Origin of the sequence: Paracoccus aurantiacus (assembly GCF_007993065.1) — a bacterium.
In the GTDB taxonomy this organism is placed as follows: domain Bacteria; phylum Pseudomonadota; class Alphaproteobacteria; order Rhodobacterales; family Rhodobacteraceae; genus Paracoccus; species Paracoccus aurantiacus.
In genome coordinates this window covers 126567-146272 of record NZ_VOPL01000006.1, presented here as the reverse complement: position 1 = coordinate 146272, position 19706 = coordinate 126567, and the positions used below count along the sequence as shown (strand labels likewise).

Sequence of the window (19706 nt, the reverse complement as noted above, 5' to 3'; positions counted from 1 at the left end):
GGCCAAGTCCAGTTTCCACCCCCCGCCAAAGGAGCGACATGCCGCTGTTTTTGCTGTTCATCATTGTTCCGATCATCGAGATCGCGCTGTTCATTCAGGTCGGCGGTCTGATCGGGTTGTGGCCAACCATTGCACTCGTTCTGCTTTCCGCAGTGATCGGCACGGTCCTGATCCGCAGCCAGGGCGCACGTGCCTTGAACGAGATTCAGCAATCCTTCCGCACGCTTAGCGATCCGACGCGGCCGCTTGCGCATGGCGCGATGATCCTTCTGGCCGGGCTTTTGCTGCTGACGCCGGGATTTTTCACCGACACGATCGGGCTTCTGTTGCTTGTCCCGGCGGTGCGCGACTGGGTGATGCGCCGTGCAGGGCGACATGTGAAAGTGTCGCGCGGCGGGTTCGGCTTCGACAGTGCCGAACAGCCGCGGCACGGCTGGCCCGGCCGCGATGACGAAGTCATTGACGGCGACTATGTCGTCCAGGATGACCCCTATACCTCGCGCGACGATATCGAGTTGCCCAAGCGCGAACTGCCGGGGGACGAGCGGCGCCAACGCTCAAATCGCCCATCTGGCTGGACCCGTCCCGACTGAGGATGGGAATGTCCGTCCGCCTGCACGCTGGCCCTGCACGCTGGCGTTGAGGCCGCGCTGAACGGGTGCTAGAACAGCGCCCAAGCCATGTATCCGGAACGAGGACGCGATATGACCGACGAAAACCCGCAAGAGACTTCCACTGACGCCGCACAGCAGCCGCCGCGAATGCAAATCCTCGCGCAGTATGTCCGCGATCTTTCGTTCGAAAATATCGTCGCGCAGCGCGGGCTCAGCGGATCGGAAGTGACGCCGGAAATCGGCGTTCAGGTCAGCCTCGACGCGCGCAAACGCAATGTCGAGAACCAGTATGAGGTGATCTGCAAGTTCCGCGTCTCGTCCAAGAACACCAATGACGACACCAACCTGTTCATGTGCGAACTGGATTACGGCGGGGTTTTCCTGGTCGAAGGGGTGCCGGAAGATCAGCTTCACCCCTTCCTGATGATCGAATGCCCTCGGATGCTGTTCCCGTTCATCCGCCGCATCATCAGCGACACGACACGCGACGGAGGCTTCCCGCCGGTCAATCTGGACCCGGTGGATTTCGTGGCGCTTTACCGTCAGGAGCTGTCCCGCCGCGCGCAGGCTGAACGACCGGCCGACGCGCCGCTGTCCTGATGCTGCGCTGACATGGCCGGTAAATCCGCCAGACGGGCCTGGCAGCGAATGCTGTCAGGCAGGCGGCTTGATCTGCTGGACCCGACGCCTTTCGACATCGAGATCGAGGACATTGCCCACGGCCTTGCCTTCGTCGCGCGCTGGAATGGGCAGACGCGCGGCGACTGGCCCTATTCCGTGGCCGAGCATTCGCTTCTGGTCGAACAGGCTTTCGCGCTGATCGCACCCGAGGCCGGCGCGCAGTGGCGTCTGGCGGCATTACTTCATGACGCGCCGGAATATGTCATCGGAGATATGATTTCGCCGGTGAAAGCTGCCCTCGGACCGGAATATGGTGAAATGGACGAACGCATTGCGATAGCCGTTCACCGACGCTTTGGGCTGCCGGCGAAAATACCTGCGGCCATAAAAAAGCAGATAAAGCAGGCGGATCAGGTATCTGCGTGGCTGGAAGCAATCGAAATTGCTGGGTTTTCGGAATCCGACGCGAAAGCGATCTTCAGGATACCGAAACCCGAATATTGTTCGGGCCTTACAATTCGACTGCGACCACCGGCCGAGGCGCGACAGGCTTATCTGGAACGCTTCGCAGCGCTGATCGCCCAGACCTGATACCGCGCCGCGTTATTAGCGCCCGCCTGCCCGGCGAGCGCCGGTGTCAGATTGCCAGATCGTCCAGCGACTTTCCGGCAGACAAAGCCGCCTGAACCCATTGCGGACGACGGCCACGGCCAGTCCAGGTTTGGCTCGGGTCTTCGGGGTTCGCGTATTTCGGTGCAACCTTGCCGCCGCGGCGGCTTGCCTTGACGCCGGTCAGTTCGTTCAGCGAAAAGCCGTGCTCGCGCGCGGCTGCGTCTGCAGCGGCCATCGCCTCGCGCCGTTTTCGTTCTTCGAAGCTGACGATTGCACGCTCGACCTTTGTGCGCAATTCCTGCAGGTCTTTCAGGGACAGGTTATCGATATCCAGCATCGATTACTCCAATGTTCAAGAGATTGGATAGTTATGGCCGATTATCGTGACTGTCAAATAACTTTGATAACGATTCGCTATTTCGGGCTGCGTTTGGCCAAAATCCGCTGAAGCGTCCGGCGATGCATATGTAAACGCCGTGCAGTTTCGCTGACATTCCGGTCGCATTGTTCATAAACGCGCTGGATATGTTCCCATTTAATCCGGTCGGCGGACATTGGATTTTCCGGCGGCGGCGGCAGGGTTTCGCCCGTTTGCAGCAACGCCAAGACAATGTCATTCGCATCGGCGGGCTTTGACAAATAGTCGGTTGCGCCCATCTTCACAGCTGCCACGGCCGTCGCGATTGCGCCATATCCGGTCAGGACAATGGCGCGGGCGTCCGGGCGCGCCTCGTGCAGTGCCTCGACGACATCAAGTCCGCTGCCGTCTTCCAGTCGCAGGTCGATCACGGCATAGGCGGCGGGCGCCGATTTCACCTCCGCAAGCGCATCGGCGACCGAGGTGGTAACAACGGGCCTGAAACCGCGCTTCTCCATCGCGCGCGACAGGCGATTGACGAAAATCGCGTCATCATCGACCAGAAGCAAGCTCGGGTCCGGTCCCAGATCTGTTTGCTTTTCCTCGGACATGATGCCTCCCGCTGAATGGTTCACATTCTCTAGGCGCTCTTGGCGGGGGAATCAAACTTCAGGCATAACGCGTGCGTTCACGACGCCTCGACGAAGCAGGCAACCCGCTCTGCCAATTCGTCGGGGCTGAGGTCGCGGCGGAAGAATTCGACCGTGCCCTTTTCCGGCAGCACGAGATAGGTATTCGTCGCATGATCGACCAGATAAAAATCTGTGCCGTCATCGTTCAGCTTATAATAATTCTTCCAAAGCTTGCTGGCCGCATCGGTTTCGGCAAGGGTGCCGGTCAGACCGATCATTTTCTCGTGCAGATTTTCGGTGAAGTCGGCCACGACCTCTGGTGTGTCGCGCTTCGGATCCACGGTAATGAACACGGCTTGTGCATCAATGCCCTGCTCATCAAGGACATCCAGCGCTTCGGCATTTCGCGCGCTGTCCAGCGGGCAAACATCCGGGCAATAGGTATAGCCGAAATAAAGAAGTGACGGCTTGGTAAAGACCTGGGTATCCGTCACGCGCTTTCCCGTCTCGTCGGTAAGTTCGAACGCACCACCCAACGCGCCTGCACCCCCCGCAACGACGCCGGTTCGGCATTGGGCGAATTCGTCACCGCCGGAAGGACCGCGGTTCAGCCAGAATGCACCGCCGACCAGCAATATCGCTGTCGCTGCCACACCGAGTATCAATATCTGGCGGTCTTTCATGTCGATCCTTCCATTTGCCCGCGCCTTGATCGCGTAATGTGGTATCGATATCAACTGCTCGCGTTGTCGCAGTGTAAGGACAGACGATGCCCCTGGGTCCACATTTCAGCGCAATGGTCGCCGCAGGTATCCCCCCGAGGGCAGAGCCGATCCGGCGACGCACCCTTGTTCTGCTTCGCTGGGTCGCCTTGGCTGGCCAGCTTGCGGCAATTCTGCTGGCCTGGCTGGCCGGTGTCCGCTTCGCACTGCTTCCTGCATTGGTCCTGGTCTGCCTGGGTGCGGCGTTGAACCTGTGGATGACCGCAAGTCCTGCGCGCGTGACCCAGCGCGGCGCGACCTTGCAGCTTGTGTTCGATCTGGCGCAGATTTCCGCGCTGATCGGATTGACGGGCGGCATGTCGAACCCCTTCGCGCTTCTGGTCCTCGCCCCAGTGACAATTGCGGCGGCGGCGCTGGAAAACCATCTAACCATTCTGATCGGGGCAACAACGGTTGTCATGATCTCGCTTGCAGGGTGGTTTGCCGGGCCGCTTCAGCATCCCACGCTGGATCTAGCCATGCCACCCATGCTGCAACTGGCCCATTGGGTCGCCATTCTGATCGGCGTCGTGTTTTTTGCAGCGTATGCCCGCCGGGTCGCAATCGAACTCGCCACCACCTCCGAGGCGCTTTTTGCAACGCAGATGGCGCTGGCACGCGAGCAGAAGCTGCAACATCTCGGCGGTGTGGTCGCCGCCGCCGCGCACGAGATGGGCACGCCACTTGCCACGATAAAGCTGATCGCTTCCGAATTGCGGGATGAGCTTGCAGACGCCCTGCCGGAACGCGGTGACCTTGCCGAGGACGCGCGCATTCTTGGCGATTCGGCTGATCGCTGCCGTGACATCATGCGTTCGATGGGACGCGCCGGGAAGGACGATCTGCTTCTGCATGCCGCGCCGCTTCGTACGCTGCTGGAGGAAGCTGCAGGCCCGCATTCGGAACGAGGGATCACCATCAAGATCGACCTGCTTGGCGAAGGCTCGCCCCCCTTTATCCGCCGCTATCCCGGACTGATTCACGGACTGCGCAATATCATTCAGAACGCGGTGGATTTTGCGGGCGCGTCCGTCACGATCGGCGCTTTCTGGGGCGACGGGCGCCTGAAGGTCACGATCGCCGATGACGGTCCGGGCTTCCCCGCGACAATGATCGGGCGTCTGGCGGAACCCTTCCCGGTCAGCCCGAAGAACGAACGTCGACCGGGTTACGAAGGCATGGGCCTGGGTCTGTTCATCGCCCGCGGATTACTGGAAGGCACGGGCGCGCAACTGGAATTTCGCAATGGCGACACTGGCGGCGCAGTCGTTACCGTGGACTGGCCGCTGGACCGGGTAGAGGTCGACAGCCGTGCAGCGCTGCAACAGAATCCGGGATTATATGAGGAATTAACCACTTCTTAATCTTTCCCGTGTGACGCTGCGCAAAAGTTTCAGTTCGGTCAAGTCATGCACGTATTTCTGACTGTCGCCATTGCCGTTGCCGGCAGCGCATTATCTTTCATTCTGGCTATTCTTGCGATGCGTTGGACGGCGCGGCCCGAGCGGCGCGCGCTTCTGGATGCAGACCTTGTTGCGCCCTGCATCTTCCTTTTCAACGGCGCCAGACTTGTCGATGCGACTGGCCCGGCACGCGCGATTCTGGCCGGTTGTGCAGCAGAAGATCTGCCGGCGCTGAAAATCTGGCTCGCGCAGCGCTTTGACGATCTGTCAGTGCTGGATGATCTGTCCGCGCATCACGGCAGGGTCGAACTGCTGGGTCGGGGCGGGACGGGAACGGCGCGGCTGCGCCTTCTGGCCGAGGAAACAGAAGGCGGCTCGCTTCGCCTGACGCTGGTTCAGCCTGATTGCGCAAGCGCCGGTATCGTGGTCGATTCGCTGTCGCAGCAAGCGATGGAGGAGGAGCTTGCCCTTCTGCGCCAGATCGTCGAAGCCGCGCCCATGATGATTACCCGCCGCGACGACGCGGGCAATATCGTCTGGGCGAACGCGACCTATCTGAACGCGGTCGAGAAGGGGGACAAAAATGCCACGCCCTGGCCACTGCCGGAGATCCTGAAATCAGACGCGACGCCCGATGCTGCGGCGGTGATCCGGCGCGCGCGCGTCGAGGGCGGCGAAGGCACCAACTGGTTCGATTGCTATGAACATAGTGATGGCGACGGCACGACCACATATGCCCTGCCAGCAGATGCCGAGGTTCGGGCCGAACAGAACCTGAGGGAGTTCCTTCAGACTTTGACCAAGACGTTCGCCGATCTGCCCATCGGGCTCGCGATTTTTGACCGTGAGCGGCAACTGCAGCTTTTCAATCCGGCACTGATCGACCTGACGGGTCTTTCGGTCGGCTTCCTTACAGCCCGCCCGTCGCTTTACAGCGTTCTCGACCAGCTCAGGGAACTGCGCATTGTGCCGGAACCGCGGGACTATCGGAGCTGGCGCAAGCAGATCACTACGCTCGAAGCCGCCGCTGCAGCGGGGCATCACGTCGAAACCTGGTCGCTTCCCGGCGGACGAACCTACCGCGTGACCGGCCGTCCGCATCCGGGCGGCGCGATCGCGTTCCTGTTCGACGACATCACCTCAGAGATCACGCTGACGCGCAAATTCCGTGCGGAACTTTCCCTTGGCTCTCAGGTGCTGGACGGGTTGGAACGCGCGCTGATCGTGTTCAACGCAGTCGGTCAGGTGGTCATGGTGAACCGTGCCTATACGCAGCTATGGGGCGAAAACCCCGGTCGCATGTCTGATGCGCTCAAGATCTGGCGCGGCGACTGGGCCGAAGCCCCCGGTCTCGCGGAACTGGAAAGGGAACTAAGCCGTGACGGCGTCGGCGGGCAGGACCGGGGTGTGATCTTCGGCCCCGCCGGCACAGGCGTTCTCGCGTGGTCGATGACGGCACTTCCGGGCGGAAAGCGTATGGTCCGCTTCGCGGCCGCATCGGCTTCGCAGGCAGATACAGCCCAGCCGCCGGTGGAAGCGCTGGCGGGTCCCGGCAGACAGGCGCAGTCGTTGAAGGCCTGACGCGTCAGTCCGGAGGCAATTGCAGGTTCGATTTCGGACCCGCCACATACCAGGCGATCAGGCCGACGACCGGCAGCAGGGCCACGACGGCGATCCAGATCACCTTGGGCGTCGTTTCCGCACGGGAATTGATGATCTGCGCAATCGCCCAGACGTCCAGCGCGAATATAATCAGCCCGATAAGGCCGGAAAACATATTGAAGGCCATGACAGGCTCCGTGATCGAGTTTTCGTTCTGCGAAACCAACTGGCATAAGCCCGCGCTGGTTCCACCCAGATTTTATTGATGTCCGGAACTTACAGGACGTAGCGAGACAGGTCGGCAGATCTGGCCAGATCGCCAAGGTGTTCCTCGACGAAAGCCGCGTCGACCAGAACAGTACCGCCGTCACGGTCAGGCGCGACGAATGACAGGTCTTCGAATACGCGTTCCATGACCGTATAAAGACGACGCGCGCCGATATTCTCGACACTGCCGTTCACTTCGGCGGCAATGCGCGCAAGTGCGGCAATGCCGTCATCGGCAAAGCTGACGGTGACGCCTTCGGTCCCCATCAGTGCGGTATATTGCCGCGTCAGCGCGTTGTCGGTTTCGGTCAGAATTCGCACGAAGTCTTTCTCGGTAAGTGCGCGCAGCTCGACCCGGATCGGCAGGCGGCCCTGAAGCTCGGGCAGCAGATCCGATGGTTTGGCGACGTGGAACGCGCCAGAGGCGATGAACAGGATATGGTCGGTCTTGACCGCGCCATACTTGGTGCTGACGGTGGTGCCCTCGATCAGCGGCAGAAGATCGCGCTGCACGCCCTCGCGGCTGACATCGGCCCCACGAGCGCCTGACCGGGCCGAAACCTTGTCGATCTCGTCAATGAACACGATGCCGTTTTCCTGCACGGATTCGACAGCCGCGGCCTTGACGACTTCGTCATCAAGCAGCTTGTCGGCTTCTTCAGCAATCAGCAACTCATAGCTTTCGGCGACCGTTACCTTGCGCTTTACACGGCGTCCGCCAAAGGCCTTCATCAGACCGGACAGGTCCATCATCCCCATCCCGCCCTGTTGGCCGGGCAGGTCCATCATGCCAAGCGGGTTGGAGTTGTCCTGCAGTTCCACCTCGATGATCGTATCGTCCAACTCTCCGCGTTTCAGCTTGTCGCGGAACATGTTGCGGGTCTGATCGCGCGCGCCTTCGCCGGCAAGCACGGCGATCACCCGGTCCTCGGCCGCCTTGTGGGCGCGGGCCTTCACGTCCTCGCGCATGCGCTCTCGGGTGTCGATCATCGCGGCATCGACCAGATCGCGGATGATCTGTTCAACATCGCGCCCGACATAGCCGACCTCGGTGAACTTGGTCGCCTCGACCTTGACGAACGGCGCATGCGCAAGCTTTGCAAGTCGCCGGCTGATCTCGGTTTTGCCGACGCCGGTCGGGCCGATCATGAGGATGTTTTTCGGGTAAACTTCATCACGCAGGTCGTCGCTCAGTTGTTTGCGCCGCCAGCGATTGCGCAGCGCAACAGCAACGGCGCGCTTGGCATCCTTCTGGCCGATGATGAAGCGGTCCAGCTCGGACACGATTTCACGGGGGGTGAGGTCAGTCATGTTTTCACTTTCGCTCTGCCACAGGCCTGCGACCGGCTGGGCATCTCTGCCCGGCCGCCGGCATCAGGCCTCAAGGATTTCGACGGTCAGCTTGCCGTTGGTGTAAACGCAGATATCCGACGCGATGGCCATTGCCTTTCGCGCAACTTCCTCTGGTCCGAGATCGGTTTCCAGAAGACCGCGCGCCGCCGCAAGTGCGAAATTCCCGCCAGAGCCGATCGCGGCGACGTCATGTTCGGGTTCCAGCACATCGCCCGCGCCGGTCACGACATAGATCTGCGTGCCGTCGGTCACGATCAGCATGGCTTCGAGGTTCCGCAGATATTTGTCGGTCCGCCAGTCCTTCGCCAGTTCGACGCAAGCGCGCTGAAGCTGGCCCGGCGCTGCCTCCAGCTTCTTTTCCAGCCGCTCCAGCAGGGTGAAGGCGTCGGCTGTCGATCCGGCAAAGCCCACCACAACATCGCGGCCGCCGGGCGAAAGGCGGCGCACCTTGCGCGCGGTGCCTTTCATGACCGTCTGCCCGACGCTGACCTGACCATCGCCCGCCACGACCACCTTGCCGTCGCGCTTGACGGCAAGGATCGTGGTGCCGTGCCAGCCCGGAAATCTGTCGTCTTCCATGAACATCTCCTTCGTTGCCATGCAGATAGGTTCGGTCGGGCACCGTCGCAAGCCATTGCGACCCGACCGGGCGCGGCATAGTTTCCCGGCATGGTGCGCAATACGCTGCTGATACATCTTGATCCTGAAATGGCGGCGCGCGCCGAGGCGGGCCATTTCAACTTTGTCGAACGTATCCTTGAAGCCGTTCGCAGCCGGGGCTGGCAGGCGGCTATCGCCCCCGAAACGGCCGAGCCCCCGCCACGCCACAGCTATGCGCTGCATCATATGCACGGCCCGGACCATCGCCGGGTCAAGATCTTCCGGCGCTGCTATTACTATCCCTATTGGCATATCGAAAAGCTGCCGCAGCGATGGCGATGGCCCGTCGCGCGCGCGACGTTCGAGCCAGGGCAGATCGACCGCACCGAGGCACGCGATTTCATCCACCACTTACGCCAGAAGGTGATGCCCGGCCTTCGGCCGCAGACACCCGGCCATGTGCTGATTCCGCTTCAGGGAAAGCTGACCGAAATGCGGTCGTTCCAGACCATGAGTCCCATCGATATGGTCGCCGCCGTCGCCGCGACTGGCAAGAGCTGCATCGCAACACTGCATCCGAACGAAACCTACAGTCTTTCCGAGCGAGGCGCGCTCGACTCGCTGGCCGAGCGATACGACAATCTCAGTATCGGGGGAAACAGCCGCGAACTTCTTGCCGGGGCAGAATATGTCGCCACGCAAAACAGCGCCGTGGCGATGGACGCCTATCTGCTGACCCGGCCCGTGGTGCTGTTCGCGCAGGTCGACTTTCACCATATCGCGCTGAATGTGGCGGATATCGGGGTCGATCAGGCGCTGGCGCAGGCACCCACCCATAAGGCTGACTATGCGCGATACCTGCTGTGGTTCCTGCGCAAGCAGGCGATTGACGCGATGGCACCCGATGCGGGAGCGCGGATGCTCGACGCATTGAAAAAGGGCGGCTGGCCAATATGACCGCCGCCCTTCCTGCAAAATCAGCGTGGATCAGACGTTCTCGTCGATCCAGGCTTTCAGTGCGGCCTTCGGTGCCGCGCCGATCTTGTTCGATATGACTTTGCCGTCCTTGAACATGAACAGCGCCGGGATACCGCGCACGCCCAGGGCGGCGGGGCTTTCGGGGTTTTCGTCAACGTTCACCTTGACGATTTTGACCTTGCCTTCGTATTCGGACGAAAGCTCTTCCAGTGCGGGGCCGATCTGTTTGCACGGGCCGCACCATTCGGCCCAGAAATCGACGATGACGGGGGTGTCGGACTTCACGACCTCGGCGTCGAATTGTGCATCCGATACGGGTTGAGTGGCCATTGCAGGATCTCCTGTAAGCTGCCGGGCAGGGCCGGCGGGAAAGGCTTAGTCAACAGCTAGGTGCCGTCGCGGGTCAGGTCAAGGGCGGCCATCGCCTGATCCAGAAGCGTGTCGGGCAGCCACATAAGTTCCCGTGTCGCCGTCCACAGAACGCCAGCCGTTACCGGACGGTCGGGATAGATCCCGGCAAGCGCCGCGCGATAGGCCGCCATCTGGCGCAGGATGCCGACGGGCGTATCCTCGGGGCGGGCGGGCACGGTCGCGTTCGTCTTGAAGTCGATCACGCTCACCCCCTGATCCGAGACGATCAGCCGGTCCGCTATACCGCGCATCAGACCGATACCGGGCAGCTTTGCTGAAAGCTCTGCCTCGGTCAGGATTTTCGCGCCTTCCGGCGGGGTGAAAACCTCGCTCAGGGCAGGTGCGTCCAGCACCGCCGACGCGTCGTCGATCAGGCGCGCGAGCATCGGGCCATCCGGCATGCCGCCTTCGCCTGCGACAAGAAGATCGCGCGCGCGGGCCTGCCATTCGGTTCGCGGCAAGGCGGGAAGCTGTTCAAGAAGAAGGTGCAGCCGTGTCCCGAACAGCATCGCGGCTTCCGGGTCATCGCCGTCCGGGCCGGGCAGAGCCTTCGCGCCCCCAAGCGCAGAGGCGGTCATCGGCAACCGGCGCGGCAAGACAGGCGGCGGATTCGTCCACAGCCAGGGTGCGTCTTCGCCCACGACCGCCGCTGTCGCAGCGGTTGCAGGTGGCGGCGCTGCGGGCCAGTCGCCAAAACTGAAGCGCCGGATATCGCCCAGCCCGCCTTGCTGCGTGGTTTCCGCAAGCCCGCTGCCCTCCAACCCGTCGCGGACCATGCCATACCAGCTTTCGCCACGCTCGCCGATTTCACCCGCCGCCGCCACGATCAGCCAGCTTTCCGCCCGCGTCATGGCGACGTAAAGCAGGCGCTTTCGTTCTTCGGCGTTCAGGCGGGCAGCTTCGGCGACAGCGTCCTGCGCGAAGGGGGGCCGCGCATCAGCCCGACCTGCCAGCATGGGCTCTCCACCCTTCGGGCGCAGCACCTCCGGTGGACGCGATGACTGGCGTTTATGGGTATCGGGCAAGATTACGACCGGGCTTTCCAGCCCTTTGGAGCCGTGGACCGTCATCACCCGGATCAGCCCTGCGCCTGATCCGGGTTGACGGCGCACCTCTACCTCATCGGCGGACAGCCAGACAAGAAAGCCGGTCAGCGACGGCACTTCGGTCCGCTCATACGCAAGCGCCTGGGTCAGCAACTCGTCAATGCCGTCCTCGGCCTCTGGCCCAAGGCGCGCCAGAAGCCGCTCGCGCCCGCCATGCCGGTTCAGCAGCCGCGAGATCAGGTCGAATGGGCGCAGCATCGAATTGTCGATCATGTCGCCCAACATGGCGCGCGCTTCGTCGTGGTGGGAATTCCGCAGCCGCGCCCAAAGAAATTCGCGTTCGCCGCGCCCATGCGCAAGGCGATACAGCGCATCCTCGTCCAACCCGATAAGCGGAGAGCGGAGCAGGGCTGCAAGCGAGAGATCATCCTCAGGTGTGGCGAGAAAGTTCAGCAACGCCCGGATATCCTTCACCGCCAGCTCTGCCGCCAGCCGCAGCCTGTCCGCACCCGCGACGGGCAGTTCCGCTGCCTTCAGCGCGCGAATGATCTCTCCGAACAGGGGCGAGCGACGGCCCTGCACAAGGATCAGAATGTCGCCCGCCGTCATGCGCCGGATCTCGCCGCTGCGGGTTGTGATGCTGGTTCCCGTATCCGGGTCGAGCATCGCCGAAACCTGACGCGCGATTTCCTCGGCCAGCCGGGTCGGGGCCGCATCGGGGGCCAGCCGGTCAACCGGATCTTCCCACGGGGTTTCTTCGGGTGACGGCGGGGCTTCGGCGACGGGCCAAAGATCCACGCGCCCCGGACGGCCGCTGTGAAACGCGCGGTGGCGGCTTTCCTGCCCCAGCCCAAGCCCCGCATCACCGGCGAATGTTGAATCTACCGCACCAAGGATCGCGGGCGAGGAGCGGAAAGAGTATTCAAGATCAAGGCGTTGCATCGGCTGTTCGACCATCGCGAAGGCCTCGCCGAACTGGTCACGCCGCGATTCGAACACCGCAATATCGGCACCCTGAAATGAATAGATCGACTGCTTCGGGTCGCCGACCACGAAAAGCGTTCGCAGCCGGTCCGATACCCCTGTCGTGAATTCCGCCGTCAACCGTTCGACCACGCGCCATTGTTCCGGCGACGTATCCTGTGCCTCGTCAACAAGAATATGGTCGATGCCGCCGTCAAGCCGGAACAGGACCCATTGTGCCATTGCGGCATCTGACAGAAGCTGTCCCGCCCGCATGATGAGGTCGTCGAAATCAAGCCAGCCGGCAGCCGCCTTGCGCGCCTCATACCGGGCTGCAAACGCCCGCGCAAAGCGGTGAAGTGCTGCGCTTCTGTTCACGAAATTAATTGCGACGCGCAACGGCCGTGCGTCGGCCACCCGCTGCATCAGCGCATTCAGATCGTCCATATATGCGGCGCAGGGCCCGGATTGCAGCGCTTTGGTCGGAATGCCGCCGATCTTCGGTGCGAACGGAGCCTTTGCAGAAGCGCCGAAAAGCAGCGCGCCCTCCAGCAGCTCCAGCTCGGTTGAGGACGGGTTATCCCAGTTGCCGCGCAGAAGGGCCGCCGCAAGCTTCCGATCGTTGCTTCCACTTCCCAGCAGCGCCGGGATCATGGCGCGGAACATCTCGGCTTCGGTGCCGGTCAATACGTTGCGAACAAGACCGTCATCGGTCAGACCTTCGGGCAGCGCGGCAGCAGCGCGCATACCTGCCAGCGTGGGATCGGCGGTGAAATTGCGCGTCAGTTCTGCCAGAAGGCTGTCCACACGCTCACCCGAGGTGATCGCGGTGATGTCGGCCATCTCGGCGGCGCCCTGCTCTGCCATCTCCTCCAGCACTTCGGCACGCAGCAGGGAGGCGCTTCGATCGTCAAGCTCGGTAAAGCCGTGTGGGACGCCTGCCTCCAGCGGAAAGCGGCGCAGAAGCGAGGCGCAGAAGCTGTGGATCGTCTGCACCTTCAAGCCGCCCGGCGTCTCGATTGCCTGCGCGAACAGACGCCGCGCGGCACCAAGATCAGACACCTCGCCCGCACCGAGTTCACGCAGCGTCGCGTGCAATTCGTCGGCCGGCAGCATCGCCCACTCGCCAAGCCGCTGCAGCAGCCTGTTCTGCATCTCTGTCGCGGCGGCCTTGGTATAGGTCAGGCACAGCACGCGTTCTGGTCTGGTTCCGTTCAGCAGCAGGCGAGCGACACGGTCGGTCAGCACCCGCGTCTTGCCCGAACCCGCATTGGCCGTCAGCCAGGTCGAACGCGCCGGATCGGCCGCCGCAATCTGGCGCAGGGTTGCATCGCTTGTCGCCTCAGCCATCGCCGCCCACCCGCATCTTGACGGGCAGATCCCCGTCACCCCATTCGCCATAGCGGGAGAGGTGGTCGTAATCGCCCGCATCCGTGGTTTTCTGCAAGGCACGCCGCGCGGTGAAGCCGCGCTCTCCGCGCAGGTAATGCGAGGCGAGGATCACGAATTTCTGCCAGGTTTCCTCGGCCGCATCCGCAGTAAATTTTCGCGGATGTGTCTCGCCCTCAGCGCCGAGCTGTATATAGCTGATACCCTCGACCTCCACCGGCCCGAGCGTCGGGAACGCCCCCTTGGCGACCATTGCCGCCTCAAGCAGAAGCTGTTTGTCGAAATGCTCGATCTCGCGGTCATTTGGCGGGCGGCCAGATTTGTAATCGTAGACATGCGCCGCCTCACCACCCGCCAACCGGTCGATCCGGTCGGGCTTCGCCGTCAGCCGAAGGTTCAGCCCCGGAACAGGCAAGCTATGCGTGCTTTCGACGACAAGCGGGCGTCCGTTCTGAAGGCGGTTCGCCTCGTCCTTGGCGATCTGTGTCGCGATGCGATCCATGCGCGCCTGCCAGAAGGCGCGCGCGGCCGGCCACGGTACCTCCTGCGCCAGCACGTCGCGCGTCGCCTGAAGAAAGCGCTCTGCAAGCACGGCGGGGGGTGTGTCGGGCGATGGTGGCGGGCTGAGCAGGCGTTCCGCGACCTTGTGCAGCACCTGCCCACGCAAGGATGCATCGGGTTCGGGACGCAGCGGGTCAAGCGGGCGCAGGCGCAAGACCTTGCTGGCATAGATGGAATATGGGTCGCGGATCAGCTTGCTGACCTGCGTGACCGAGATATTGTCGAATGCCGGCGCGGGCGGCACAGGGGCAGGGCGCGGCGCCGGATCAAGCTTGAAGCGCGGCTGAACCAATTGCCGCGCCAGCGCCAGCCAGCGCCCGCCACGCATACGCATCGCGTCAAGCGCCTGCGGGCCACCCTGATCCGGCAGGCCAGAGACAAGGTTGGTCAGCCTGTTCAACCAGCGCGACGGGATTGTTTCGGCATCGGCATCGCGGCGCGCGCGGGTCATCACGACCTCGGGTGCGGCAATGGCCTGCTGAAAGTCATGCGCTGAAAGCCCGACCTGCCGTTCGGGGACGGTCAGCCCGGCCTGCCGACGCATATCGCGCGACAGCCACGGATCGGGGGGCAACGATTGCGGCCAGCCACCTTCGTTCAGACCGGCAAGGATCACGATGGCATTGTCTGAAAGATTGACCTCGGTTCTGGCTTCACGCGGTCCACAGGCGCGGATCAGCGGATGGCCCCGGTCGCGCGCGCGCACGGCCTGTGCGGAAAGCTGCGTGTCGATAAGGTCGCCGTAATCGCGTGGCCCCATCGCCTGCGCGCGCCCCGCGTGATCTGCAAGATAGCTCATGGCCGCCTTCGCGGCATGGCCCGCCGCGTCGTCCCACAGCCGCGACTGCAGGGCGTCACCTCCCGGCCCTGCGGCCATCCACTCGGCCAGGTGCAGGTGATCGGCAAGCCGATCTGTCACCGGACGATTGGTCACGTCATCTGCAGCAGTCGTTACTATATCCAGTGCATATGACAGCCAGCTTGCCCATATCTTGCGGCTCTCATCACCCCGGCTGCCCCAGTCTCGCAGCGTCTCACCGTCCGGGAAGGCCGGCCCGTGGCTGCGCAGGCGCAGTTCCAGATCGCGGGTATGGCGCAGGGAATCGCCATGACTGCTGCCCGTCGCGGTTATCTGGTTCTTCAGCAGCGCAAGCAATGTGTCGATGCTGAGCCGCTGACCGAAAAGCCCCGCGACATGGCGCAGGAACAGCCCCGGACCTGAAAGATGAAGCGGCTCGCCCGCGCTGTCATCAAGCGACAGATCCCAGCGATCCAGTGCCGCACCGACGCGGCGCACCAAGCCACGGTCAGCAGCGAACAGGCGAACAGGCTGCCCACGCCCGACGGCATCGCGGATCAGGACGGCGATGGCATCGGCTTCCTCTTGCGGCTGGTCGGCCTCGATCAGCGTCATGTTCTTGGTAAGGGCAGAAATCTCTGGCAGATGCGGGCCTTCGGATATCCACTGATCGGTGACCGGCGCAGGCCGCAACGCAAGCGAGATCAGCTTGTTGACTTCGTTCTGCGGGGCGTCTGTCCACGGCATCACGCCTTCGCCACGCAGCGCCGCAAGTCGCGCTTGAGGGTGGTCGTCGTCACCGGCGCCAAGATGATCCCAAACCCGATCCGGCTGATGGAAGTCATAGCCGGGAAGGATAACCGCGCCCAATGGAAGGCCGGCCACCGCGCGAAGGAACAATCGCGTCGCGCCATGCGACCCGGTGGAGCCGACGACGAGAACCGGATTCTGCGGAAGATCGCGCCCATCCTGCCATGCCTGGGCCAGCGCCTCGGCGCGGCGGCGCTGGCGGGATGCGGTATCTACCGGCGGGTCAGAAAGATAGAAACCGGCCGCGATGTGCAGAAACTGAAGGCTTCGCTGCCAATGTGCCGCGTGTTCGCGAATGTCGATCTGATCGAGACTTGTCGCATCGCAGCCTTCAGACTGCATCTCTCCCATCAATTCCGACAGCGATTGCGCCAATTCCGGGACTGACTGGCCCGCGCCAAGCACAGGATCACGCTCGATCAACCTTGATACCAGATTGCCGAGGTCCAGCACGCGCGCAAGGGGCGCAGCCCTTTCGCCCGGAAGTGCCGCGCCGAGGTCCGAGATCAGGCGCAGCTTCGGCAGCAGAAGCGGGCCGTTCTGCGCAGCATGGGCGTCGAACGCGGTGCGCAGCGTGTTCAATGTGCGTGCGGCGTTGACGTATATCGTGATCGCCGCCATCGCTTCGGGCGGTTTGCCCTGCACGCGCCCGATCAGCCCATCGACGACGCCGCGACAGAAATCGGCGCCCGGCGGCAGCGCGAATGTGCCGTTTTTCCAGTCAGACCACATCTTCGGCCAGCATGGCTTCGGCCATTGCAATCGTCTCGGGGCGACCGAGATCGCACCAGCCGCCGGGATGGGTGATTCCGTAGGCGCGGCCGCCCGCAATCATCAGATCCCATAGCCGGTTCAGCGAGAAAGCGTCCTCGGTGATCGTCCCCAGCAGGTCCGGCTTGATGATCTGGCAGCCGGCATAGACAAAATCGCCCTTCCGCGTGATCCGCCCGGCATGATCCAGACTGAAATCACCCGGTCCGATCCGGCCCCGCGCGCTGTCATGGGCCACAAGCATCAGCAGCGCGTCCATGCGGGCAGGGTCCCAGGCCGAACGCAGCGACGAAAGCGGGTTCGGCCCGGTCCAGATGACATCGGGGTTCAGCGACATGACCGGACCAGGTCCAAGCAGCGGCAGCGCCTTGCGCAGGCCACCGCCGGTTTCAAGAAGCTGCTCGGCCTCGTCCGAAATCGCGATGCCAGACCCGGCAAGATGATCCCGGACCTGATCGCCGAGGTAATGCGTGTTGACGACGATCCGTTCCGCGCCCGCCTGCCGCCCCATGTCGATCGCACGATCCAGCAGAGTGCGTCCCGCGACCTCGATCAGCGGTTTGGGGCGGGTATCGGTCAGGGGTGCCATGCGCGTTCCCTTACCGGCAGCGAAAATCATCAGCGGGGGCATTGCGCGCGTATCCTTTGCAGAATGGCGTCAGTGGGCGCGGGAATCCTGGCGATCAGCGCATTCAGCTCGGTCAGTGCCGGATGCGCGACCTCGCGCCGGATCAGCGACCAGACATGCGGCATGAAATCGAGATAGCGTGGCTTGCCGTCACGGATGCAAAGACGTGTGAAAATCCCCATGATCCGCAGATTACGCTGCGCGCCCAACAGTGCAAAGGCCACATGAAAGCGTTCAGGATCGAAGCCGGTTTCCGACAGGAAGCGATCCACAGCCGCGCGTTCGACATGTTCCGGTATGTCGCGGCGCGCGTCATGCAGCGCAGAAACGAGATCATAGGCCGGATGGGTCGCAACCGCATCCTGAAAATCCAGCAATCCCAAGCGATTATCCGGCGTCAGAATGATGTTCTCGGCATGAAAATCGCGCAGGCTCGTCACCGGTTTCTGGTCGGTGCAGAACTGTTGATGCAGGCGTTCGAATGTCGGGGCGATTTCGGCCGCTGCGGCCATCGCATCGGCATCCGCCCCCGCTGCGTCAGGATAATATTCGGCGAAAAGGGCAAGCTGGCGGGCCATTTCCGCCCCGTCAAGCCGCAGGATACCCGGTGCCGGTGGAAAGCCCGCCAGACGCGCAAGCATGCCGGATATGCGGTCATACAGCGCGCCGGTGCAGGCCGGGTCCGCCTCAATCACGCGGGCGACCTGCGCGTCGCCGAAATCCTCGATCAGCGCAAGGCCCGCATCACGGTCCGCGGCGATGATGCGCGGCACATCGAAGTCGCGCTGCGCCAGCCATTCGGTCATGGCGAGGTAGGGGCGCAGCGTGGCCGCATCGGCGTCCATCATGACCGCCGTCGCGTCGTCGCGGGTCAGCCGATAATAGCGCCGTGACGAGGCATCGCCCGCGAGAAACGCAACTGCGGCGTCGCCCCAACCGGACTGCTGTGCAAAATCGGCCCGCGCTAGGGCGCGCGCGGCGCGCCGCCACCTCGCGGGATCACCAGCCAACCCGATCCGGCGCAGGTCCGGGTTTTCACCGGGCATAATTCGCAGGGTCAGCGCGCCGGGCACATCCTCCATCCGGTCAGGCCATTCGATCAGCGCGATGCTGTCGGCAATCGCGTCGCTCAGGCCAAGCTCGTCGATTTCGGCGGGGTCGCTCAGCCGGTACAGATCGGCGTGCCAGATGGGGGGCATTCCTTCGTAGGTCTGCACCAGCGTGAATGTCGGGCTTGGCACATCCTCGGACGGGTTCCCGAGCCGCGCGCGGATCAGCGCCCGCGCAAAATGCGATTTGCCCGCGCCTACAAGCCCGTCAAGCAGCAGCGTATCGCCCGCGCCCAGATCTGGCGCGAGCGCACGGGCAAATGCCTCGGTTAGCGCGGCATCTGCGCTTACGGTCAGTAAGGCAGCGGCCATTCGCGGTTCAGATCGTCAATTGCGGCCCGAAGATCGCCGGGAATCGGCGTCTCCAGCCCCGCAAGCTGATGGTCAAGCTGGTCGACATTGGTCGCGCCAAGGATCGGAATGACCGGGAAAGGCCGCGTGCGCAGCCAGGCCAACGCCATATGCACCGGGTCGATCCCGTGTTCGCGGGCAAGCGCCTGATACGCGTCGATTGCCGGAAAGACGCGGACGGTCTTGCGGCCACCCAGCATGCCTGTGCCGCCGGTCGCGATATCGACCGCCATACGGCTTGCCTCGGGCATCGCACCATTCTGATATTTGCCGGTCAGCAGCCCCGCCGCGAGCGGCGAATAGGCGAGCAGGGTAACAGCTTCGTTTACCGCGACCTCGGCCAGATCAGTGTCGTAAAGTCTGGCCAGCAGCGAATATTCGTTCTGGATCGACACGACACGTGGCCCGCCGACCCGTTCAGCGGTGTCGATCCAGCGCGTGGTGCCCCACGCCGTCTCGTTCGACAGCCCGAAGGCGCGGATCTTTCCCTCGGTGACAGCATCCGACAGGGCCCGCAACACGTCGCCCATATGATCTATATTCTGCTGCCGGCTCTGCCCCGACGGGTCATAGCGCCAGTTCTGCCGGAAGCCGTAACCGCCGCGCATCGGCCAGTGAAGCTGATACAGGTCGATGACATCGGTCTGCAGCCGCTTCAGCGAGGCGTCGATCGTGCCGCGGATGATATCGCCGCTGAATCCTTCGCCGTCGCGGACAGCAGAGCCATTGCCGCTGACTTTCGTTGCTATCTCGACCTCGTCACGACGACCGCTTTTGGCGAACCAGTTGCCGATGATTTCCTCGGACCGTCCGGCGGTTTCGGCGCGGATGGGGTTCACCGGATAGGCTTCGGCGCAATCCAGAAACGTTATGCCCGCCGCGAGTGCACGGTCGATCTGCGCGTGGGCGTCGGATTCGTCGGTCTGGTTGCCGAAGGTCATGGTGCCAAGGCAGAAGGAACTGACCTCGACATCGCTCTGTCCAAGATTTTCGCGCTTCATGCTGCCTCCTATGGGTTCGCGCGGGACGCTACAGCCCCGGACGCGGGATGGAAAGGCCGTGATCGC

18 protein-coding genes are annotated in these 19706 nt (G+C 63.1%); 6 read left to right on the top strand and 12 right to left on the bottom strand.

The features are described from left to right. Positions 1-38 precede the first annotated feature (38 nt). From FQV27_RS14565 to FQV27_RS14555, 3 genes are all read left to right on the top strand, one after another. Positions 39-593, top strand: a complete 555-nt coding sequence (locus FQV27_RS14565; protein ID WP_147099871.1) for an FxsA family protein — start codon at positions 39-41, stop codon at positions 591-593. Positions 594-704: 111 nt separating this feature from the next. Continuing rightward, positions 705-1214 carry a protein-export chaperone SecB gene (gene secB / locus FQV27_RS14560; RefSeq protein ID WP_246133119.1) on the top strand — a complete coding sequence of 170 codons (510 nt, stop codon included), beginning with the start codon at positions 705-707 and terminating at the stop codon, positions 1212-1214. A gap of 12 nt (positions 1215-1226) precedes the next feature. After that, positions 1227-1826, top strand: coding sequence for a YfbR-like 5'-deoxynucleotidase (locus tag FQV27_RS14555; protein ID WP_147099867.1), 600 nt, complete (start codon positions 1227-1229; stop codon positions 1824-1826). A 46-nt stretch (positions 1827-1872) separates the two neighbouring features. On the opposite strand, the gene FQV27_RS14550 is transcribed toward FQV27_RS14555, so the two are convergent. The 3 genes from FQV27_RS14550 to FQV27_RS14540 all read right to left on the bottom strand — a co-directional run bounded on the left by FQV27_RS14550 (position 1873) and on the right by FQV27_RS14540 (position 3520). Then, positions 1873-2184, bottom strand: a complete 312-nt coding sequence (locus tag FQV27_RS14550; protein WP_147099864.1) for an H-NS histone family protein — start codon at positions 2182-2184, stop codon at positions 1873-1875. 77 nt (positions 2185-2261) lie between these two features. Further along, a complete protein-coding gene (locus tag FQV27_RS14545; RefSeq protein WP_147099862.1) occupies positions 2262-2816 on the bottom strand; it encodes an ActR/PrrA/RegA family redox response regulator transcription factor in 555 nt (184 codons plus the stop codon). A gap of 77 nt (positions 2817-2893) precedes the next feature. Then, the gene (locus tag FQV27_RS14540; RefSeq protein WP_147099859.1) at positions 2894-3520 is read right to left on the bottom strand and encodes an SCO family protein; all 627 of its coding nucleotides are present in this window, start codon (positions 3518-3520) and stop codon (positions 2894-2896) included. A gap of 86 nt (positions 3521-3606) precedes the next feature. Between FQV27_RS14540 and FQV27_RS14535 the strand changes: the two genes are divergently transcribed. Next, on the top strand, positions 3607-4962 hold the full coding sequence (locus tag FQV27_RS14535) for an ActS/PrrB/RegB family redox-sensitive histidine kinase (RefSeq protein WP_246133118.1): 1356 nt from the start codon (positions 3607-3609) through the stop codon (positions 4960-4962). A gap of 45 nt (positions 4963-5007) precedes the next feature. After that, a complete protein-coding gene (locus tag FQV27_RS14530) occupies positions 5008-6582 on the top strand; it encodes a PAS-domain containing protein (RefSeq protein WP_147099857.1) in 1575 nt (524 codons plus the stop codon). Positions 6583-6586: 4 nt separating this feature from the next. Here the strand turns inward: FQV27_RS14530 and FQV27_RS14525 are convergent, their stop codons facing one another. From FQV27_RS14525 to hslV, 3 genes are all read right to left on the bottom strand, one after another. Then, entirely contained in the window at positions 6587-6790 is a 204-nt protein-coding gene (locus FQV27_RS14525; RefSeq protein ID WP_147099855.1) for a PLD nuclease N-terminal domain-containing protein, read from the bottom strand. Positions 6791-6879: 89 nt separating this feature from the next. Next, a complete protein-coding gene (hslU, locus tag FQV27_RS14520; RefSeq protein ID WP_147099853.1) occupies positions 6880-8181 on the bottom strand; it encodes an ATP-dependent protease ATPase subunit HslU in 1302 nt (433 codons plus the stop codon). A gap of 63 nt (positions 8182-8244) precedes the next feature. Further along, positions 8245-8802 (bottom strand): ATP-dependent protease subunit HslV, encoded by a 558-nt coding sequence (gene hslV / locus FQV27_RS14515; protein ID WP_147099851.1) that lies wholly within the window; start codon positions 8800-8802, stop codon positions 8245-8247. A 90-nt stretch (positions 8803-8892) separates the two neighbouring features. Here hslV and FQV27_RS14510 point away from each other — a divergent pair, with 90 nt between their 5' ends. Then, positions 8893-9780, top strand: a complete 888-nt coding sequence (locus tag FQV27_RS14510; protein WP_147099849.1) for a hypothetical protein — start codon at positions 8893-8895, stop codon at positions 9778-9780. A gap of 30 nt (positions 9781-9810) precedes the next feature. On the opposite strand, the gene trxA is transcribed toward FQV27_RS14510, so the two are convergent. From trxA to FQV27_RS14480, 6 genes are read right to left on the bottom strand one after another with little or no spacing between them, the layout of a single operon-like run. Further along, positions 9811-10131, bottom strand: a complete 321-nt coding sequence (trxA, locus tag FQV27_RS14505) for a thioredoxin (RefSeq protein WP_147099847.1) — start codon at positions 10129-10131, stop codon at positions 9811-9813. A gap of 56 nt (positions 10132-10187) precedes the next feature. Continuing rightward, complete coding sequence (addA, locus tag FQV27_RS14500; RefSeq protein ID WP_147099844.1) at positions 10188-13571, bottom strand: double-strand break repair helicase AddA; 3384 nt, start codon at positions 13569-13571, stop codon at positions 10188-10190. Next, a complete protein-coding gene (gene addB, locus FQV27_RS14495) occupies positions 13564-16512 on the bottom strand; it encodes a double-strand break repair protein AddB (RefSeq protein ID WP_147099841.1) in 2949 nt (982 codons plus the stop codon). Before addB ends, addA begins: the two co-directional genes overlap by 8 nt. Then, complete coding sequence (locus FQV27_RS14490) at positions 16502-17182, bottom strand: nucleotidyltransferase family protein (protein WP_147099839.1); 681 nt, start codon at positions 17180-17182, stop codon at positions 16502-16504. The genes addB and FQV27_RS14490 overlap by 11 nt, the downstream gene beginning before the upstream one ends. Then, positions 17170-18600: a tRNA (adenosine(37)-N6)-threonylcarbamoyltransferase complex ATPase subunit type 1 TsaE gene (tsaE, locus tag FQV27_RS14485; RefSeq protein WP_147099835.1), complete on the bottom strand. Its 1431-nt coding sequence runs from the start codon at positions 18598-18600 to the stop codon at positions 17170-17172. Before tsaE ends, FQV27_RS14490 begins: the two co-directional genes overlap by 13 nt. Beyond that, positions 18582-19640, bottom strand: a complete 1059-nt coding sequence (locus tag FQV27_RS14480) for an aldo/keto reductase (RefSeq protein WP_147099833.1) — start codon at positions 19638-19640, stop codon at positions 18582-18584. The genes tsaE and FQV27_RS14480 overlap by 19 nt, the downstream gene beginning before the upstream one ends. Between the last annotated feature and the right edge of the window lie 66 nt (positions 19641-19706).

Excerpts from the sequence above, each read along its gene's own strand:
- FQV27_RS14555 (WP_147099867.1), top strand. The coding sequence starts at position 1,227 with ATGGCCGGTAAATCCGCCAGACGGGCCTGGCAGCGAATGCTGTCAGGC.
- FQV27_RS14510 (WP_147099849.1), top strand. The coding sequence starts at position 8,893 with ATGGTGCGCAATACGCTGCTGATACATCTTGATCCTGAAATGGCGGCG.
- FQV27_RS14525 (WP_147099855.1), bottom strand. The coding sequence starts at position 6,790 with ATGGCCTTCAATATGTTTTCCGGCCTTATCGGGCTGATTATATTCGCG.
- tsaE (WP_147099835.1), bottom strand. The coding sequence starts at position 18,600 with ATGGCCGCTGCCTTACTGACCGTAAGCGCAGATGCCGCGCTAACCGAG.
- FQV27_RS14535 (WP_246133118.1), top strand. The coding sequence starts at position 3,607 with ATGCCCCTGGGTCCACATTTCAGCGCAATGGTCGCCGCAGGTATCCCC.
- FQV27_RS14565 (WP_147099871.1), top strand. The coding sequence starts at position 39 with ATGCCGCTGTTTTTGCTGTTCATCATTGTTCCGATCATCGAGATCGCG.
- addA (WP_147099844.1), bottom strand. The coding sequence starts at position 13,571 with ATGGCTGAGGCGACAAGCGATGCAACCCTGCGCCAGATTGCGGCGGCC.
- FQV27_RS14545 (WP_147099862.1), bottom strand. The coding sequence starts at position 2,816 with ATGTCCGAGGAAAAGCAAACAGATCTGGGACCGGACCCGAGCTTGCTT.
- trxA (WP_147099847.1), bottom strand. The coding sequence starts at position 10,131 with ATGGCCACTCAACCCGTATCGGATGCACAATTCGACGCCGAGGTCGTG.
- FQV27_RS14530 (WP_147099857.1), top strand. The coding sequence starts at position 5,008 with ATGCACGTATTTCTGACTGTCGCCATTGCCGTTGCCGGCAGCGCATTA.
- FQV27_RS14480 (WP_147099833.1), bottom strand. The coding sequence starts at position 19,640 with ATGAAGCGCGAAAATCTTGGACAGAGCGATGTCGAGGTCAGTTCCTTC.
- FQV27_RS14540 (WP_147099859.1), bottom strand. The coding sequence starts at position 3,520 with ATGAAAGACCGCCAGATATTGATACTCGGTGTGGCAGCGACAGCGATA.
- hslU (WP_147099853.1), bottom strand. The coding sequence starts at position 8,181 with ATGACTGACCTCACCCCCCGTGAAATCGTGTCCGAGCTGGACCGCTTC.
- hslV (WP_147099851.1), bottom strand. The coding sequence starts at position 8,802 with ATGGAAGACGACAGATTTCCGGGCTGGCACGGCACCACGATCCTTGCC.
- addB (WP_147099841.1), bottom strand. The coding sequence starts at position 16,512 with ATGTGGTCTGACTGGAAAAACGGCACATTCGCGCTGCCGCCGGGCGCC.
- FQV27_RS14490 (WP_147099839.1), bottom strand. The coding sequence starts at position 17,182 with ATGCCCCCGCTGATGATTTTCGCTGCCGGTAAGGGAACGCGCATGGCA.
- FQV27_RS14550 (WP_147099864.1), bottom strand. The coding sequence starts at position 2,184 with ATGCTGGATATCGATAACCTGTCCCTGAAAGACCTGCAGGAATTGCGC.
- secB (WP_246133119.1), top strand. The coding sequence starts at position 705 with ATGACCGACGAAAACCCGCAAGAGACTTCCACTGACGCCGCACAGCAG.